This is a genomic window from Cephaloticoccus primus, from assembly GCF_001580015.1.
Lineage (GTDB): Bacteria > Verrucomicrobiota > Verrucomicrobiia > Opitutales > Opitutaceae > Cephaloticoccus > Cephaloticoccus primus.
Genome location: NZ_LSZQ01000003.1, coordinates 1 through 18,496 on the forward strand (window position 1 = coordinate 1; position 18,496 = coordinate 18,496).

Sequence of the window (18,496 nt, forward strand, 5' to 3'; positions counted from 1 at the left end):
GGCTGTGTAGCCGTTTTCTAGTAACGACCCTGATTGTATTTATATTTGGCGGGACTTGGGTTATACAGAGCGAGGCACAAACGATTTTTTATATCCCCGATGGGGCAATTCATACCTTCACGTCTCTCCCTAACGACGATCTTGTATTCAAATCAGATGGACTAGGGACCGCTCAACTGCAAGGGAATTGGAGCCATATCTATGGCTCAGTGAGTTTCGAGGGCGTCGTCGGGAGCCTTACCGGAGCATATAGCTATAACCTGTCCAATGCTAATACTATAAGATTAAAATGGGGTAAATTACTCATACAACGCCCGGGACAGATTTCCGAAAACGCTTCGATCTACCTTCACTCAAGTACGTTACAGATGTACGATGGTTTTTATGGCTCTTCGAATCGCAGTGGTAACATAGTGCTCGTTTCTGGCTTTAATGTGGTTTATGTAGACAATTCAACGATGTACTCGTTCCTTTGGGACGACCATAGTGAATTTTCGGCAAACTCCCTGATCAGGGAAAGCCCACAAGCAACACTTTTAGCTAATGAAGCCGTTTTTGATGAGATACTCCCCGGAGGCCTGTACACCAATTTGGTATTTAAAAATGCCCCGGACATGGTGAATAGTGTAATGCCTTACTCTGCGACTCAGTCTGGGCTTGAAAATCCCGTGATACCATACGGGTATTATTTCTCTACTGCTGTTCTCCAAGGGGGGCGATGGAAAATAAAGCCACTTTATGGCTCCAATACCGCACAGCAGGGATGGAATTCAAACTCCCTAAACATATGGCTCAGTAATGGGCAGGTTTTAACGGCTGACAGACTGATTAACTCTCTCCAATTCCGTGGCCCTCATAACCTGAACCTATCAGGACACTCGCTCTCTATTTTTAGTGGTGGTATTCTCACAGGAAGAGGACAGGGAGGCTGGAGACAAATATCGAATGGGACAATTACGACAGCACAAGATCGCTACTTCTTTCACATCTATAGTGACCCTAACACTTATAACAATAGCGAATCCTGGATGGCCGTAAGCGCAGTAATTTCCGGCACTGGAAAGGAGCTAATCAAATCAGGGCCCGGGTTACTACGCATGGAGGGCTCTCAACCCAATACCTATACGGGCAATACCTATGTACAATCCGGCACACTGGAGCTGATGAAGCAGCCCAAAGCCACAGCCGTTCGTAATGTAATCGTCGAACAAGCAAACCTCCAGATTTCTGGAAGTCACCAAATTGAGGATACGGCCAAAGTCACATTAATCCGGAAGGCTACTTTTACGTTTAATGGTGCGGGCGGTGTGGGGCTTACGGAAAAGATCCACACGCTTCAGGCGGATGGTCAGGGCGTAATCAACTTTGCGGGCGGAACGCTCGCGGTGCCCAATGTTCTGGAGACCACGCAAGTGCTGCTGCCGACTGCGGACGATACGCTGTTTATCCGCAACTGGATCGAGTTTTCCGACTACTTCCTCGTAAGCCGCGCCTTCGCGCCCAACTCGGCGGCGCTCTCCCGAATCTGGTTCGAGGGCTGGGACCCGGGCGCCAAGCTGCGCGACTACAATACCAGTCACTGGGAAATCGTGCCCTTCGCCGCCCCCGAGCCCGCCACCTACGGCGCCCTCCTCGGCGCTCTCGGCATGGGCGCGTACCTCGTCCGCCGGGGCCGCAGGCCCTCTCATCGGCGAGGCGCCGCGGTCGCAGGCCGGGCCGCCTCGTCAGGTGTGGCTGAAGTCTCCCGCCGCCAAATAAAATGAGTCGAAGTTGACGAGCCGCCAACGAGCGGCTCGCAAGATGAAAGGGTCGAAGACCCCTGCGCGGGGGGCGGTGGCGGGGCGCCACATGCCATTGAATTTGCGATTTTGCCCGTGCGCTTCGCGCCCGAACAAAATCGCAAATTAAACGGGACCTCCTCCCTGTTGCTTCGCAACAGGGGAAGGAGCCTGAATCGCGGATGGAGCGGAAACCCATTTCGGCACGGCAAAAAAGTTTACGGGTTAAACTCCCACCTGAGCTCCGGTCAGGAAGTCCATTCAACTGTGCGGCTTGCGGGTTGTGCGGAACGCACGGCCCGCAAGCCGCACAGTTGAATGGGTGCAGGCACCGCCTGCCGCCGCCCGCGCAGGGCCGCCCCACGCGTAGTGGTCAGAGACCCCTTCATTTTGCGGCGCACTTGGTGGTGCGCCGTCTGCATTCAAAGGCGGGTGTACAGGGCGAGCGAGGGCTGGCGGGGGCCTTTGCCGCCGAGGCGTTTGGCGCAGTGCCAGCCGTCGAGCTTGAGCTCCAGGCCGCCGGGAAGCTCCATAACGACGAGCGGATCGGATTGGCCGGGAGATGCGGCTGGCGCGGCGAGCAAGGCATGCAGGCGGGCAAAGAGCGGCGCAGCAATCGCCTGGATCACTTCGTAGGGCGGATCGATAAAAACGAGGTCCGGGCGCAGTGCGGCAGCGGCGGGCTCCCAGCGTGGGGAGTTCACATCGGCATTCAGGATCGAAGATCCATCTGTTTTGCCGAACCTTCGTTGGCGGGCGGACAGTCTCTGCGCTTCTTTGCTATCGATGGAAATCGGGGAAAGAGCATTCCGGCTCGTTTGGTCATCAGGGATGTTTTCGCCCAAATCCGCGTGATGCCCGGGGGTGGCGCGCGCCGTGCTGATGCTCTTTAGCACCGCCGCGAGATTGCGCTCCAGGCAGGCGAGGGCTGCCTTGTTTTTCTCCACCCAAAGTCCGCCTGCCGCGCCGCGGCTGAGCGCCTCCAGGCCGTAGGCGCCGCTGCCCGCGAAGAGGTCGAGGAAACGCGCGCCGGAGACACGCGCGGCGAGGCTTGAGAAGAGCGCCTGGCGCAGCGCATCCGTCGCCGGACGCACCGCAGCCCCCCTCGGCACAGCGAGAGGAATCCCACGCGCTTGGCCACCGGTGATTCGCACACCCAAACCACAAAATCCGAGTGCTCCCTTGGCAAACCGGAAAGCCTGTGCACGATTCGCCGCCCTGATGATCAAGCCCCCAAGCCAACGTGTGACGCTGCTCTGCGCACTGCTCTTGTGCACGATGCTGAGCGCGACTGCGGGCGGGGCGAGCGAGGTGCGAGCGGGCAGCGCGGCAGGAGGGCCTGAGGAACCGCGAGCGAAAACAGAAGCGGAGGGCCACGCGGCGGCAGGGGCGCCGCCGGCGGGCGAAAAAGCCGCCGCGCCGGAGGCCGAGCGGCAGTTTTTCGGACCGCTGTTTGCCAAGGGCGAAACGGCAGCGGGAGGGGCGGCAGGAGCGGCAGGAGCGGGCGAGCACTACACGGTCCTGCGCCCGCTGTGGCTGCGACAGGAGGCTACGGATGAGTCGGGAGAGCTGCGCTACACGGAGCACACGTTTCTGTACCCGCTCTTTTCCTACCGGCGCAGTGCGCAGCGGCTGGATTGGTCGCTGCTCAATCTGGTCAACTTTTCGCGAGGGCAGCATCCCGCGCAGAGCGGCGCGGCAGCCCCGCACGCCGCGCCCGACTCGCACGGCGGCGAACGCAGCTTCGATGTGTGGCCGATCTACCTGTCGCGCGACACGGGGGATCCGGCCACGAGCTACCGCGCCGTGTTTCCCATCGCGGGGCACATCCAGTCGCGCTTCGGTTACGACTCGCTCCAGTGGCTCCTCTTCCCGCTGACCTTGCGCAGTGAGAAGGCGGGGCGCGTCACCCACTCTGTCGCGTGGCCGATTTTCAAAAAACGCTCGGGCGACGGGCACCGGGGGCTCGCCGTGTGGCCGCTCTTCGGCTTCGCCGAAAAGCAGGGCGAGTATCGCACGCAGTACGCGCTGTGGCCGCTGGTCTATAACAACACGCGCTACGACCCGGCGTCGGGCGCGCCCACGCGCCACGCGCTCGGTGTGCTGCCGTTTTACGCGCGGGAGGAGCGCCCGGGCTCGATCAGCGAGAGCTACCTGTGGCCCTTTTTTGGCTACACACTGCAGGCCGCCCCGCTCCCGACCTATCGCGAGAGCCGCTACCTGTGGCCGCTGCTCGTGCAGGGGCGCGGTGCCGAGCACTACGTCAACCGCTGGGCGCCATTTTACACGCACTCCGTCCGGCGCGGCGTCGATAAACGCTGGCTGCTCTGGCCGCTGTTTCGCCACGAGGAGTGGGCGGGCCAAGGGCTCCTGCACACGAAGAACCAGGTGTTGTTTTTCCTGTACGCCTCCGAGCAGCAGCGCAGCGCCGCCCAGCCCGACCTGCCCGCCGCGCACAAGACGCACCTGTGGCCGCTGCTGAGCACTTGGGACAACGGCGCGGGCCACGCGCAAGTGCAGCTCCTCAGCCCGCTGAGTGTGTTTTTCCCCAACAACGAGAAGATACGCCTCATCTACAACCCGCTCTTCGCGCTGTACCGCTACGACCAACGCAAGCCGGGCCAGGCGCGCCACGAGTGGCTCTGGCGCGCGGTGACCTGGGAGCGCCGGGGTGAGGCACGCGAGCTGCGCGTTTTCGGGCCGCTCCTCGGCTGGCGCAAAAACGCCCAGACCCGGAAGTGGCGGCTCTTCCTGTTCGATTTTTCACACAAACCCGACAAGGTCGCCGCCACACCCAAGCCCGACGCGACACCACCTGCGCCTGCGCCCGACGGCCTCGCACCCGCCGCGCAGGTGGCGCCGCAGTCAGCGACTGGCAGCCGCCGCGCGAGCAGCCCTCAGCGAAACCCACGATGAACCCCTTCACTGCAATCCTCGACGGCCTCGGCAGCACCCTCGTCTTGCTCTTCAATGCGCTGCGCGAGATCCGCACGCTCCCGCGCCAGTTCGGCCGCTTCGCGGAGCAGTGCTACCTGATCGGCTACACGACGCTGCCGATCGTCGCCGTCCTCAGTTTCTTCATCGGTGGCGTACTCGCGCTGCAGAGCGGCTACAGCATGTCGAACTTCGGCACCAAGGAGTTCATCGGCTCGCTCGTCGGCCTCTCGATGACGCGCGAGCTGGGCCCCGTGATGGTCGCCATCCTCCTCGCGGGCCGCGTCGGCTCGGCGATCTCTGCCGAGCTGGCCTCGATGAAGGTGTACCAGGAAGTGGATGCGCTGGTCACCATGAACATCCCGCCCGAGCGCATCCTCGTCCTCCCGCGCCTGGCCGCCGTCCTCGTGATGATGCCCATCATCACGCTGATCGGCATCATCGTCGGCTGGTTCGGCGGCGCGCTCGTCTGCGAGTATGTGGGCTTCATCTCGCTGGCTCCGGAAAAGTACTTCGAGACGCTGCGCCGCTACACCGACTTTCGCGACATGTGGAGCGGCCTGCTGAAGGCCGAGATCTTCGGCTTCGTGATCGTCCTGGTCTCTTGCAGCATCGGGCTGCGCACCCGCGGTGGCCCGCGCGAGATCGGCGCCTCGGTCACCAAGGCCGTCGTCACCTCGCTCATCCTGATCCTCGTCCTCGACTACTTCGTCACCAAAGCCCTGATCTAAAAATGCCGCAGCCCCAACCGCAGCCCCAGGGCGACAAAGCGCCCGCGAGCGACCTGCCGCGCAGCGACGCGCCCCACTCCCCCGCCACCGCCGCCAGTCGAGCCGCCCGGCCCAGCAGCGCGGCCGACCGCGCCGATGCCGCAGCCAACGCATCCGCCGCGAGCGCCGCCGACCGCGCGGTCGGCATCCGCTTCGAGGGCCTGAGCAAACGCTTCGGCGAGCAACCCGTCCTGCGCGACATCTCCCTCGATATCGAGCCCGGCGAGATTTTCGTCCTCATGGGCCCCAGCGGCTCGGGCAAGAGCGTGCTCCTCAAGCACGTCGTCGGCCTCGAAGCCCCCAGTGCGGGCCGCGTCCTCGTCGCCGGCCGCGACGCCGCCGATCCCGCCACCCGCCGCGCGGTGCACATGGCCCTCGTTTTCCAGGCAGGCGCGCTCTTCAACTCGCTCTCCGTTTACGACAACCTCGCGCTCTACCTGCGCGAGCACCGCCTCGGCACCGAAGCGCAAATCCGCGAGAAAGTCATGCGCGCGCTGCAAATCCTCTCGCTCGAAAGCGCCGCGCGGAAGTCCCCCGCCGAGCTCTCCGGCGGCATGCGCAAGCGCGTCGCCATCGCACGCGCCCTCGTCATGGAGCCGCAACTGCTGCTCTACGACGAACCCACCTCCGAGCTCGACCCCGTCATGTCCGCGACGATCAGCGAAATCATCGCGACCCTCAAAACCCACTACCGCGTGACCAGTGTCGTAGTCTCGCACGACCGCGACCTCGCCCTCGGCATCGCCGACCGCGTCGGCATCCTCATGGGCGGCGAGCTCATCACCACCACCACGCCCGCCGAGCTGCGCCGCAGCACCGACCCGCGTATTACCGACTTTCTCAACCCGCGCATCGACCTCAGCGCTCCCCGCTTCAAGAAACTGGAACCCAACCAACCATCATGAACACCGCCCAACACAGTGCCCGCGTCGGCCTCCTCTTCCTGCTCGGCCTCGCCCTCATCTGGGTCACCCACGAAGCCCTCGACAGCAAGTCCTCGCTCAGCAAGACGGGCTACCCGCTCGTCGCCGGATTCCAGAACCTGAAATCCCTCAAGCAAGGCGACGACATCCGCATGGCCGGCGTGCGCATCGGCTCCGTAGAGACCACCCAGCTCGCCGGACACCGCGTCGAAGCCATCCTGCGCATTGACAAGAAAGTCACCATCCCCAGCGACGCCCGCGCGACGATCACCAGCTCCGGCCTGCTCGGCACCAACTACGTGTCGATCTCCCTCGGCACGCCCAGCCGCGCGCCACTCGCCCCCGGCGGCGAGATCGTCACCTACGAATCGGCCGACCTCGGCACCGTCATGACCCAGCTCAGCGAGCTCGGCGAAAAACTCGAAGACACGCTCGGCTCCATCGGCAGCGTCTTCCAGGGCCGCGGCGGCGAGCCCAGCCTCTTTGACCGGCTCAACCACCTGCTCAGCGAAAACAGCAGCAAGATCGACACCGTGATGAGCAACCTGGAGGACATCACCAACAAGGTAAACCAGGGCCAGGGCACGCTCGGCAAACTCGTCAACGACCCCAAAGTCTACGACGAACTGCTCGCCACCCTCACCCAGATCAAAGCCGCCGCGTCCCAGGCCAGCGGCTTCGTCGGCGACGCTCAGGAACTCGTCGCACACGTGAAAAGCGGCCAAGGCACACTCGGCACACTCCTCTACGACCAGAAGACCAGCGACGACCTAAAAGCCATCACCGCCAACTTCGCCCAAGTCTCCGAGAAACTCGCCAAAGGCGAAGGCACGCTCGGCAAACTCATCCAGGACGACAGCCTCTACACCGACGCGCAAGCCACCCTGCAAAAAGCCGATCGCGCCCTGGGCAGCATGAGCGACTCCGGCCCGATCAGCGCCGTCGGCGCCGTCGCCAACGCCCTGTTCTAGAAAGGAGCAGCGGCCAAATAAGCCGGAGCACAGGAGCCGTGCGCCCAAGCCACTCTGCAAGTCCCCGCTTGCCTTGCCGCACACCACCAGACAACCCCGCCCAAAACTCAGGAGTGGTCGGCCGCTGCCCAAGAATGGGAGCAGCCGGGCAGGCGCCGGGGAGCCCCGGGCGGGCTACGACGTTTGTTTGGCGAGGTGGCGGGCGCGCAGGCGCAGGCCGTTTAGCCGGATGAAGCCGGTGGCGTCGTCCTGGTTGTACCAGCTTTCCACGCCTTCCATGGAGGCGATGTTTTCGTCGTACAGGGAGTACTTCGAGCGGCGGCCACAGGTGATGATGTTGCCCTTGTAGAGTTTCAGCCGGACGGTGCCGGTCACGTAGCGCTGGGTGTTGTCGATCAGCGCTTGCAGGGCTTCGCGCTCGGGCGCGAACCAGAAGCCGTTGTAGATCAGCTCGGCGTACTTGGGGATCAGCGAGTCGCGCAGGTGCATGACTTCGCGGTCCATGGTGAGCGACTCGACCTGCCGGTGCGCGTGCATGAGGATCGTGCCGCCCGGGGTCTCGTAGACGCCGCGCGACTTCATGCCGACGAAGCGGTTTTCGACCAGATCCACGCGGCCGATGCCGTGCTTGCCGCCGAGTTTGTTAAGCGCTTTCAGGACGCCGCCGGGGCTCAGTTTTTTGCCGTTCACGGCGACGCAATCGCCTTTGGCGAACTCGAGCTCCAGGTACTCGGGCTTGTCGGGCGCGTCTTCGGGCGAGACCGAGAGCTTGAACATGGCTTTGTTTTCCTTGGTCGTGGGGTCGAACCAGGGGTCTTCCAGGATCCCGGCCTCGTAGGAAATGTGGAGGAGGTTGCGATCCATCGAGTAGGGTTTCTTGAGCGAGGCTTCGACGGGGATCTTGTGCTTGCGGCAGTAGGCGATCATCTCCGCGCGGCCGGGGAAGGCGTCGCGGTAGGCCTCGATTTTCCAGGGCGCGATGATCGCGAGCTGTGGGGCGAGCGCCATGTAGCTGAGCTCGAAGCGGCACTGGTCGTTGCCCTTGCCAGTCGCGCCGTGAGCGACGGTGTCGGCCTTTTCTTTTCTGGCGATATCGACCTGCGCCTTGGCGATCAGCGGGCGGGCGATCGAGGTGCCGAGGTAGTACTGGCCTTCGTAAATGGCGTTGGCCCGCAGCATCGGGTAGATGTAGTCGCGAGCGAACTCCTCGACGAGGTTCAGCGTGTAGTGCTTGGCGGCACCGGTCTTGCGCGCTTTTTGCGCGAGCCCTTTTAGCTCCTCTTCTTGGCCGAGGTCAGCGGCGAAGGTGACGATCTCCGCGTCGTAGGTTTCGCGGAGCCACTTGACGATGACCGAGGTGTCGAGACCACCCGAGTAGGCGAGGACGATTTTCATAGGTTTTGGGAATTGGTTGGGGGGGGGAAGAGAGAGTTTTTTTGGGAGAAACGAAAGCGGCAGGCGCGCACCTGCCGCGATCACGCGTGACCGGCAGCGGCTGAGGCGCACAAGGTCGCCATGATGGCCTTCTGGATATGCAGCCGGTTCTCGGCTTCGTCGAAGATGATCGAGCGCGGGTCGTCGAGGACGGCTTGCTCGACTTCCTCGCCCGCGTGCGCAGGGAGGCAGTGCATGAAAAACGCATCGGGCCGCGCCGCCGCGAAGAGCTCGCGCGTCACCGCGTAGGGCTCCATCAGGCGCCGCCGCTCGCGCGCTTCGTCCTCCTGCCCCATGCTGGCCCACACGTCAGTGTAGACGGCATCGGCTTCGCGCACGGCTTCGCGCGCATCACTGGTGAAGACGTAGTTTTTCGGCAAACCTGCCTCGGCGAGGAGTGCATCGATCTGCGGGCCCGGGCCGAAATCCGCTGGGCCGGCGAGCACGATCTGCATGCCGAAAAGCGCGCCACCGAGGATCCACGAGTTGGCCATGTTGAAGCTGCAATCGCCCAGGTAAGCGAGCTTGCGCCCGCGCAGCGAGGCGACGAGCGACTCGCCGATCACGGTGCCCGCCGCTCCGCCACCGCTGTGGTTGTTGCCGCCCGTTTTCGCCGTCCACTTTTCCGCCAGCGTAAACAGATCGGCGTAAATCTGGCAGGGGTGCAGGAAATCCGTCAGCGCGTTGACGACTGGCATCGATGCGTGGGCGGCGAGTTCTTCGAGCTCGGCATGCGCGTAGGTGCGCACGATCAGCCCATGCAGGTAGCGCGAGAGCACGCGCGCGGTGTCGGCGACCGTCTCACCGCGGCCGAGCTGGATATCACCCTTACTCAAAAAAATCGGATACCCGCCGAGCTCCTGAATTCCGACCTCGAAGGACACGCGGGTGCGCGTGCTCGATTTTGCAAAAATCATCCCCCAGGACTGGGCGTTGAGCTGCCGAAACTCGGGCGCAACACGGGCCGACGAGCCCGCGCCAAAAAGAGCGGCTCTCGACTGCTTGAGTTGCTGCGCGAGGGAAAAAACAGCGGGAAGCTCCTCCGCACTAAAATCGGTCTCTTTCAAAAAATGTCTCATCAGCAGAAACAGTGAGCGAAAGGGCTTTTAGTTTTACCGACCAGTGAATTCAGCCCCGCGCCCTACAGTTTTAACACGAAGGATGCGCACCAAGAGGTCGAAGACTCCACTGCGCGTGGGGCGGGGGCGGGGCGCCACTTGCCATTCAGGTTTTGTTCTCGCTCTGCGCTGCGGCGCAGAAGCGAAAACAAAACCATAAAAAGGAGCCTCCCAGTCTCGTTGCGACACGGTCTTCGACCGACTTATTGGGCGCGGCCTCGCTGGGGCCTCGTCCAATAAGCGTTTACTCGTTAACTCAAAAAATCGCCCAAATGGGTTAATCTCACCTCTGACCTTTGGTCGGGTGTTCCCAACTGTGCGGTTTGCGTGTTGGGCGTTTCGCCCAACACGCAAACCGCACAGTAAATGGGAGCAGGCACTGCCTGCCGCACCACGCGCAGTGGCGATCCTTACGAAAACTCAGCCCAGCGCGCGCAGCGTCTCGCGCAGGATCTGCACGGACTCGGCGAGCTCGGCTCGCGTCGCGATCAGCGGTGGCAGCACGCGGATCACGTTACCGCCAGCGGGCACGACGAGCAGCCCGCGCTCGCGAAGGCCCGCGACATAAGGCGCCGAATCGACCGCGAATTGTAGGCCGACGAGGTAGCCGCGACCGCGCACGTCCGCGAGTTTTTGGGGAAACTCGGCCACCAGCGCGCTGAGCTCGGCGAGCCATTCGGCGCCCTGCTCGCGCACTTTGGCGAGCAGCCCTTCGCGCTCGATCACGTCGAGGACGGCCAGCCCGGCGGCACACGCGAGCGGCGTCCCGCCAAAGGTGCTCCCGTGCGTGCCCGGCGTAAACAGTTCGGAGAAACGCTCGGCGATCCACACCGCCCCGATGGGGAAACCTCCACCGAGGCCCTTGGCCATCGCGATGGCGTCGGGCCGGATGCCCGCCGCCTCAAACGCGTAAAACGTGCCTGTGCGCCCGAGCCCGCACTGCACTTCGTCGAGCAGCAGCAGGATGCCGCGCTCGTCGCACAGCTTGCGCAGGCCGACCAGAAACTGCGGCGTGCAGGGGTTGATCCCCGACTCGCCCTGGATGGTTTCGAGGAGGACGGCGCTGGTGCTCTCGTCCATCTGCGCAGCGAAGCTGTCGAGGTCGTTGAGCTCGGCCACGGCAAAGCCCGGGACGAGCGGGCGAAAGCCTTTCTGGATCTTCTCCTGCGCGGTCGCGCTCATGCCGCCAAACATCCGGCCGTGAAAACCGCCGCGAGCGGTGATCACCTTGAAGCACTGGCCCTCCGTGCCGCCCGCTTTGGCGACGCCGTACAGCCGCGACAGCTTGATGAGTGCTTCGTCGGCCTCGCCCCCGCTGTTGCAAAAAAACAGGCGGCCCGGCCCCGCGTAGCCCGCGAGGCGGCGCGCAAGCTCGCCCTGATTGGGGTGGCGATAAAGGTTGCTCGTGTGGACGAGCTCACCGGCCTGCCGCCGGATCGCGGCGACCCAATGCGGGTGGCAGTGGCCGAGCGACGACACGGCCACGCCGGAGCTGAAGTCGAGGTAGCTGCGGCCCTCGTCATCCCAGGCGCGGCAGCCGCTCCCGCGCACCAGCGTGATCGCGGCGCGCGCGTAGTTTTTGAGGACGTGCGCGTCGTAGAGCGCGGCAGTGTCGGCGCGGGAAATGTCGGGCTGGGCAGTCATCTTCGTTTCGCAAGCAGAGAGGTCGGGCGGAGGAGGGAAGGCAGAAGGGGCGGGAAAACTACCCGTGGACGATCTCGGTGCCGATGCCCTCGTCGGTGAAAATCTCGAGAAGGATGCTGTGCGGCAGCCGCCCATCGACGAAGTGCACGCGGCGCACGCCTTCGTGCAGCGCGCGCATCGCGCTGTGTACCTTGGGCAGCATGCCTTTGCCGATCACGCCGCGCTTTTTGAGCTTGTCGACCTGGCTGACCTTGAGGGTCGAGATGAGCGACTCCGGGTTGGCCGGATCGGCCAGGAGGCCGGGCACATCACTCATAAACACGAGGCGGCGCGCGCGCAGGACGCTCGCCACGCGGGCGGCGACGAGGTCGGCATTGACGTTGTAGGGCTTGCCGTCGTGGCCGAGTGCGACCGGCGAGATCACGGGGACGAATCCCTCGGAAATCGCCTTCTTGATCAGCTTGGCCTTCACCTCGGTGACGTCGCCCACGAAGCCAAGATCGACCGGTGTGCCCTCCTCGTCGGTGAGCAGTTTTTCGCAAACCAGGACGCTGTCGCCCGGCAGCCCGCGGGGCCGCCCGCCCGCCGCAGCGATCGCCTCGCACACGCCTTTGTTCACGACCGCGTCGAGCGTGTGCTTCACCACGGTGACCGCCGCCTCGGTCGTCACGCGCAGGCCGTTGATAAACTGCGTCTCCAGGCCCGACTCGGCCATCGCACGCGTGATCGCCTTTCCGCCACCGTGGACGACCACGACGTTGATCCCCACAGCCGCCAGAAACGCGATGTCGTATGCCACGCTCTGGCGCACGCCCGGATCGGGATCGTCCATGAAGCTGCCGCCATATTTGACGACAAAGGTGGAGCCTCGAAACCCTTGGATGTAGGGCAGTGCTTCCAGGAGCACCTTCGCCTTGGCGGTGATTTCAGCGACGTTGATCAATGTCTGTAAAAGATAGGAGGGCGGTTGGAGAAAAGGGCGCGGACAGTGCCGCCCGCCCGCTCACTTTTCCATACTATTCTACTACGCGAAGTGCGGGCCCACTGCGCGTGGGGCGGTGGCGAGGCGCCACTTGCCATTCAGGTTTTGTTTTCGCTCTGCGCTGCAGCGCAGAAGCGAAAACAAAACCATGAAAGGAGCCTCCCTGTCGCAATGCGACACGGTCTTCGACCGCGACCAGAGGTCGGGAGTTTCCAACTGTGCGGTTTGCGTGTTGGGCGAAACGCCCAACACGCAAACCGCACAGTAAATGGCAGGGGACACCGTCCCCCGCCCCACGCGCAGTGGGAGGCCGCTCAGCTACGGTAGTCGGCGTTTTCGCTGACGTATTCGTGTGTGAGGTCGCCGCCGAGAACGACGGCGCGTCCGCTGCCCGAGCTCAGCTCGATCTCAATCTCTACGCAGCGCTCGTGCGGCGGGTAGTCCACCGCCGCGCGGTAGACTCCATCCGTGGAAGGGCGGCTCTCGTAGAGCTCCGCCGACTTTAGATGCGCGACGAGTGAGGCCTCCTTTTGCGGATCGAGCTGGAACACACCGTTCGAAAAAATCTCCACGCCGCCCATCTTCAGCCGCAGCCTCGACAGCGATTCCGCGCCAGCGGCGAGAGCGCCAGCAGATGAGCCGGGCGGGGCCCACTTGCCCATCGCCTGGATGAGGCGGCCCACGTTGGGGTCGTTACCCGCCACTGCGCATTTAAAGAGCGGCGCATTGACGATCACCTTTCCCAGCGCGCGCGCCTCTGCGGCATTCGCCGCACCACCGACTGCGACGCGAATCACGTGGCGCACGCCCTCGCCATTGCGCACCACGTCTTCGGCCAAGTCGGCGCACACCTGCGCGAGCGCGGCCTCGAATGCGCCGAGATCCGCGCAGGGCACGCGGCCCGATGACACGAGCGCCACGGTGTCCGAGGTGCTCGTATCACTATCGATGCTGATGCTGTTGAAGCTGGGCTCGACCGCGCGGCGCAGCATCGCGCGCAGCACTTCGCGCGGCACCGCAACGTCGGTTAACAGGTACACCAGCATCGTGGCGAGGTTGGGCTCAAGCATTCCCGCGCCCTTGGCGATGCCGACGATGCGGCCCGAGCCGACCGCAGCCGCGCGCACTTTCGGATACAGGTCGGTAGTCACGATGCCCTCCGCCGCGGGCAAGATCGACTCCGCCTGCAACGCCGCCGCAGCCGCGGGCAGCGCGGCGAGCATCTCCTCCACCGGCAGCGACCAGCCGATCACGCCCGTCGACGAAGGCAGCACCGCGGTTGACGGCAGCCCGAGCAGCTCGCCCGCGCGGGTACACACCGCCTCGGAGGCGGCACGGCCGTCGGGCGCACACACGTTGGAGATTTTGTTGTTAACGAGGATCGCCCCGAGCTGCGGCTCCGCGAGCCGATCACGCCCGATCAACACCGGCGCGCCCGGAAAGGCGCTGCGCGTAAACACCGCCGCAAAGTCCGGCGTGGGCTCATCGAGCGCGATCAGGCTCAGCGTCATCTCCGCAGGCTTGGGCACCTCGCGCGGAGTGAAGCCAAAGCGGGCCGTGCCCACGCGAAAGCCAGCGGGCAAGGCCGCCTGCGTCGCCAGCCACTGGCGATGCTCGGCGCGCGACGAAAAACAGAGGGCGGTACTCGGCATGGTGAAAAATAGAAAGCGGCGGCAGCGGAGCGCAGTTGAGATGAAGCGGGGCAGTTGCGCTTACGCCAGCCCCGCCGTCTCCGCAAAACCGCACCACAGGTTCATGATTTGCACGGCCTGACCGCCGGCGCCCTTGAGCAAGTTATCCTCCGCCGAAGTGAGGACAAAGTTGCGCGTGCGCGGATCGTAGGCCGCCGCGATATCGATCCGGTTGGTCCCGACCACGTGCGCCGTATCCGGCGTCTGCCCCTCGGCGAGGAGCTGCACAAAAGGCGCCTCGGCGTACGCCGCCGCCCAGACCGCACGCAGCGCATCGAGGCTCGCGCCTGGCGCGGCGGGCACAGTGATCGTGGTCGCAATCCCCCGGCGCATCGGCGCGAGGTGCGGGTTAAACTGGATGGCCAAAGGCTGCCCCGTTTTGTGCGCCTGCGCGGGTCGCGCGTCAGCCGCGCGGCTGGCCAGAGCCGCCTCCCACTCACTCACCGCCAGCGACAACTGCTCCTCAATCTCCGCCAGGTGGCGGTGCGACGTGAGCCCATAGGCCTTGGCGCTCTCCGCGCGCTCAACATACAGATACGCCTCCTCCGCCTTTTTCCCCGCACCGCTCACGCCGCTAAACGAGTTGGCGACGATATGCTCGCGCGAGACCAGGCCCGCGCGCAGCAGCGGCACCAGCGGCACAAGGATGCTCGTCGGGTAGCACCCGGGCGCAGCGACGAGCTTTGCCTGCGCGCGCCAGCTCGGAGCCGTGATTTCCGGCAACACATAGCGCGCATGCGGCAACAACTCGGGCGCCTGATGCTCGCCGTAGTAGCGCGTGTAAGTCTCCAGATCCGCGATGCGAAAATCCGCCGAAAGGTCGATCACCCGCTTGCCCGCCGCGACCAGCGCACGCGCGTACGTCGCCGCCGCGCCGTGAGGCAGCGCGAGGAAAAACAGTGCGCAATCACTCGCCGCCAGTGCGGCCGGATCCGAGTCCACAAAGACCAGGCCGCGATCCGCGCCGCGAAGCATCGGGATGACCGCCGAGAGCGGCTTGCCCGCATGCGCGCGCGAAGTCACCACCGCCAGCTCGACCGCCGGATGCCTAATGAGGAGCTGCACGAGCAACTCGCCCGTGTACCCCGATGCGCCAACAACACCGACCTTCATCATAGGCGCAGCAGTCAGCCCCCACCCCCGCCCCCTGTCACGAGTAAAGCACCGCGCACGCGCTGACAATAATCGCCATCACGGCCAATGCACGGCTCTCCTCCTCCACTACGCGTGGGGCGGTGGCGGGGCGCCACTTCCATTTACTGTGCCGTTTGCCTGTCGGGCGTTCCGCTCGACGAGCAAGCCGCACAGTTGAATGAACTCCCTGACCGGAGCTCAGGTGGGAGTTTAACCCGTAAACTTTTTCGCCGCGCCCAAATGGGTTTCCGCTCCATCCGCATTTGAGGCCTCATTCCCTGTCGCAACGCGACTGGGAGGAGCCCTTTAAATTTGCGATTTCATTCGGGCGCGAAGCGCACGCGGCAAAATCGCAAATTCAATGGCACGTGGCGCCCCACCACCGCCCCCCGCGCAGGGGCAGCTCATACAGTGACCAAAGCTTAGGCTCCGGCCGCCCAGGCCTTGGCGCGATCCACTGCACGCGCCCAGGTCTGGGTGAGCCGCGCGGCAGCTTCGCGCGGGAGCTGCGGGCTAAACTCCCGGTCGATGTGCCACTGCGTCTGAATTTCCGAAACACTACTCCAGTGGCCGACGGCCAGCCCCGCCAGGTATGCCGCGCCGAAGGCCGTCGTTTCGCGAGTCTGTGGGCGCAGGATTTTTAGCCCCAGAAGGTCGCTCTGGATTTGCATGAGCAGGTCGCTCGCGCTCGCGCCACCATCGACGCGCAGCTCCGCGCAGACCGTCCCCGCATCGGCCTGCATGGCGCGCACGATATCGCAGACCTGGCACGCGATCCCTTCGAGCGTGGCGCGCGCGATGTGCGCCGCACTCGTCCCGCGCGTAAGCCCCAGCAGGGTGCCGCGTGCATGGCCGTCCCAATGAGGCGCGCCCAGCCCCGTCAGCGCGGGGACGAAGACCACCCCGCCGCTGTCTTCGACGCTGGCAGCGAGCGCGTTCACCTCGGGCGCGCTCTCGATTAGCCGCAACCCATCGCGCAGCCATTGAATCGCCGCGCCTGCGACAAACACGCTGCCCTCCAGCGCGTAGGTCACCTCGCTGCCGAGCCTCCACGCGACGGTGGTCAGCAACTGGTTGCGCGAGGTCACCGGCACGCCGCCCGTATTCATCATGAGGAAGCAGCCCGTGCCGTAGGTGTTTTTCATCATGCCCGGGCGCAGGCACATCTGCCCGAAGAGGGCGGCGTGCTGGTCGCCCGCCATGCCCGCAATCGGGATCGGCGGGCCGGGGAAAAGCCCCGCCGCCGTGTGGCCGTAGACTTCGCTGTTGCCGCGCAGCCCGGGCAGGCACGCGCGCGGGATGCTGAAGAGCGCGAGCAGCTCTTCATCCCAATCCAGCGTATGGATATTGAAGAGCAGCGTGCGGCTCGCGTTGGACACATCGGTGATGAAACGCGTCGCGGCGGCGGGCGCTCCATGCTTGCGCGCCTCGACCGAGAGCACCGCTGCCCCCGCCGACGGATGCTGCGGCTCGGTCAGCTTCCAGAGCAGCCACGTGTCAACCGTCCCGAAACACAGTTCGCCCGCCTCCGCTCGGGCGCGGGCGCCGGGCACCGAGTCGAGGATCCAGCGCAGCTTCGTGGCCGAGAAATACGCATCGAGGACGAGCCCGGTTTTCTCGCGAATCATGGCGGCATGCCCTGCTGCGCGCAGCGCGTCGCAATACTCCGCCGTACGCCGATCCTGCCACACAATCGCGTTGTAAATCGGCTCCCCCGTACGCCGGTCCCACACCAGCGTCGTCTCGCGCTGATTGGTGATGCCGACGGCGGCGATTTTTGGGGCCTCTGCCGTGAGGCCTTTCCCGGTGGCACGAGCCAGCTCCCCGCTTGTAGCAGCACGCGCTGCCGCCGGAGTCGGCGCATCCGCAGCCTCCGCGATGACCGCTCGAGCCGCTGCGAGCTGCGACTCCCAGATGTCGCGTGGATCATGCTCCACCCAACCCGGCTGCGGAAAAATCTGCCGAAAGTCGCGCTGCGCCATGTGCCGGATCGCCCCGCACCGATCAAAGAGGATGGCGCGCGACGAAGTCGTCCCTTGGTCAAGCGCGAGGATAAGCGAGTCACTCATAGCGGGGTAAAAAAAGGCTCAGAATTGGCCGAAAAATAGAGCGAATGGCACAGCACGCCGCTCCACTTGACTTAAATACGTCAGGACGTAAATCCCGGTTCAGACGGAAACCGTATCATTTATGTCCAAGGAACTCACAATTACGCTGGATGATGCGGTTTATGAAGATCTGCGCAGCCGCATCCCCGAAGAGAAATTGAGGACATTTTTCGGCGACCTGCTGAGAGCATGTTTTCAGAGTGCGCCTGACAAAATCCACCCACAGTCAAATGCTGCCGGGCTGGCGGAAGACAAAACTCGGGAAGCACAAATCGCCGCCGTCCCGGACGGCATGTGGGATTGGAAGCCCGGTATGCTACCAAAACACGCAGGCCTGAGCCCTGTCCAAATGGAAGCCGGCTACCGGGCGGCGGCGGCTGATGATGAGCGAGAAACTGAAGCCCGCGAGTGGGGTAATGGGTTCGTCAACGACATCACAGACATCAATGAAAACGATGAAGCGTGGTGAAGTCTGGTGGGTGATCGGGCCGAAAGCCACAGTCGGCACCGAAATTCGGAAAACCCGCCCGGCCTTGATTATCAGCAACGAAGCTTCAATCCGCCGCAAAGGCAGGGCGACCATCATCCCTCTATCCAGCAAGACAGCCCGACTCTATCCGCCCGAGACGATTGTCACAGTTGGAGGGCAGCTCGCCAAAGCATTGGTCGACCAGATAGGGAGACAACTCAAGGTTTACCACACGCGTCGGAGCGCTATCCCAAAGCGACCTGGACCTCGTCGCAGAATGCCTCAGGGAGCATCTCGAACTTTAGGGTCACCGCAGGAAACCCCTCCAGCAATTCCTTGATTTCGAGCGCTGCGCGGCGGCTTTATCATCCTCGTAAATCGACCAAAATATGGTGGATTTGCAAGGTACTATAACGGCCGTGCATCTCGGCGTCCTCGGCACTCACCACCTTGGGTATAAAGCGGCGGCGCAGTGTTGAACTGTGCCGCCAGTCCAAATCCTGAAGGCGGCCCCTTTTGCGAAGGCGGGGGGATTTGAGG

The 18,496-nt window shown here is 63.9% G+C and carries 15 protein-coding genes; 7 read left to right on the forward strand and 8 right to left on the reverse strand.

Annotated features, from left to right (window positions below):
- Positions 1 to 1,028: 1,028 nt before the first annotated feature.
- Positions 1,029 to 1,763 (forward strand): autotransporter-associated beta strand repeat-containing protein, encoded by a 735-nt coding sequence (locus tag AXK11_RS09945; protein WP_269446585.1) that lies wholly within the window; start codon positions 1,029 to 1,031, stop codon positions 1,761 to 1,763.
- 437 nt (positions 1,764 to 2,200) lie between these two features.
- Here AXK11_RS09945 and AXK11_RS10120 read toward each other — a convergent pair whose 3' ends face one another.
- Positions 2,201 to 2,932, reverse strand: a complete 732-nt coding sequence (locus tag AXK11_RS10120) for an RsmD family RNA methyltransferase (RefSeq protein ID WP_269446586.1) — start codon at positions 2,930 to 2,932, stop codon at positions 2,201 to 2,203.
- 67 nt (positions 2,933 to 2,999) lie between these two features.
- Between AXK11_RS10120 and AXK11_RS00195 the strand changes: the two genes are divergently transcribed.
- Genes AXK11_RS00195 through AXK11_RS00210 form a run of 4 tightly spaced genes read left to right on the forward strand, consistent with a single transcriptional unit; the run spans position 3,000 to position 7,376 of the window.
- The gene (locus AXK11_RS00195) at positions 3,000 to 4,694 is read left to right on the forward strand and encodes a hypothetical protein (RefSeq protein WP_068628155.1); all 1,695 of its coding nucleotides are present in this window, start codon (positions 3,000 to 3,002) and stop codon (positions 4,692 to 4,694) included.
- Positions 4,691 to 5,443 (forward strand): MlaE family ABC transporter permease, encoded by a 753-nt coding sequence (locus tag AXK11_RS00200; RefSeq protein WP_082780695.1) that lies wholly within the window; start codon positions 4,691 to 4,693, stop codon positions 5,441 to 5,443. Before AXK11_RS00195 ends, AXK11_RS00200 begins: the two co-directional genes overlap by 4 nt.
- Positions 5,444 to 5,445: 2 nt before the next feature.
- On the forward strand, positions 5,446 to 6,387 hold the full coding sequence (locus AXK11_RS00205; protein WP_082780696.1) for an ABC transporter ATP-binding protein: 942 nt from the start codon (positions 5,446 to 5,448) through the stop codon (positions 6,385 to 6,387).
- Complete coding sequence (locus tag AXK11_RS00210) at positions 6,384 to 7,376, forward strand: MlaD family protein (protein WP_068628157.1); 993 nt, start codon at positions 6,384 to 6,386, stop codon at positions 7,374 to 7,376. Before AXK11_RS00205 ends, AXK11_RS00210 begins: the two co-directional genes overlap by 4 nt.
- A 174-nt stretch (positions 7,377 to 7,550) precedes the next feature.
- Here the strand turns inward: AXK11_RS00210 and AXK11_RS00215 are convergent, their stop codons facing one another.
- From AXK11_RS00215 to glpK, 7 genes are all read right to left on the reverse strand, one after another.
- Positions 7,551 to 8,771 (reverse strand): argininosuccinate synthase, encoded by a 1,221-nt coding sequence (locus AXK11_RS00215; protein ID WP_068628159.1) that lies wholly within the window; start codon positions 8,769 to 8,771, stop codon positions 7,551 to 7,553.
- Positions 8,772 to 8,851: 80 nt separating this feature from the next.
- Entirely contained in the window at positions 8,852 to 9,889 is a 1,038-nt protein-coding gene (argF, locus tag AXK11_RS00220; RefSeq protein WP_068628161.1) for an ornithine carbamoyltransferase, read from the reverse strand.
- 459 nt (positions 9,890 to 10,348) lie between these two features.
- Positions 10,349 to 11,572 (reverse strand): aspartate aminotransferase family protein, encoded by a 1,224-nt coding sequence (locus AXK11_RS00225; RefSeq protein WP_068628163.1) that lies wholly within the window; start codon positions 11,570 to 11,572, stop codon positions 10,349 to 10,351.
- A 58-nt stretch (positions 11,573 to 11,630) separates the two neighbouring features.
- Positions 11,631 to 12,515 carry an acetylglutamate kinase gene (gene argB / locus AXK11_RS00230; RefSeq protein WP_231865703.1) on the reverse strand — a complete coding sequence of 295 codons (885 nt, stop codon included), beginning with the start codon at positions 12,513 to 12,515 and terminating at the stop codon, positions 11,631 to 11,633.
- Positions 12,516 to 12,868: 353 nt separating this feature from the next.
- A complete protein-coding gene (locus tag AXK11_RS00235; protein WP_068628165.1) occupies positions 12,869 to 14,206 on the reverse strand; it encodes a bifunctional ornithine acetyltransferase/N-acetylglutamate synthase in 1,338 nt (445 codons plus the stop codon).
- A gap of 60 nt (positions 14,207 to 14,266) precedes the next feature.
- Positions 14,267 to 15,358: an N-acetyl-gamma-glutamyl-phosphate reductase gene (gene argC, locus AXK11_RS00240; protein ID WP_068628167.1), complete on the reverse strand. Its 1,092-nt coding sequence runs from the start codon at positions 15,356 to 15,358 to the stop codon at positions 14,267 to 14,269.
- A gap of 443 nt (positions 15,359 to 15,801) precedes the next feature.
- Positions 15,802 to 17,448 (reverse strand): glycerol kinase GlpK, encoded by a 1,647-nt coding sequence (glpK, locus tag AXK11_RS00245; RefSeq protein WP_068628168.1) that lies wholly within the window; start codon positions 17,446 to 17,448, stop codon positions 15,802 to 15,804.
- A gap of 121 nt (positions 17,449 to 17,569) precedes the next feature.
- On the opposite strand from glpK, the gene AXK11_RS00250 reads away from it, so the two are divergent.
- Entirely contained in the window at positions 17,570 to 17,956 is a 387-nt protein-coding gene (locus AXK11_RS00250) for a hypothetical protein (protein ID WP_068628171.1), read from the forward strand.
- On the forward strand, positions 17,943 to 18,296 hold the full coding sequence (locus tag AXK11_RS10325) for a type II toxin-antitoxin system PemK/MazF family toxin (protein WP_343124252.1): 354 nt from the start codon (positions 17,943 to 17,945) through the stop codon (positions 18,294 to 18,296). Before AXK11_RS00250 ends, AXK11_RS10325 begins: the two co-directional genes overlap by 14 nt.
- The last annotated feature ends 200 nt before the right edge of the window (positions 18,297 to 18,496 follow it).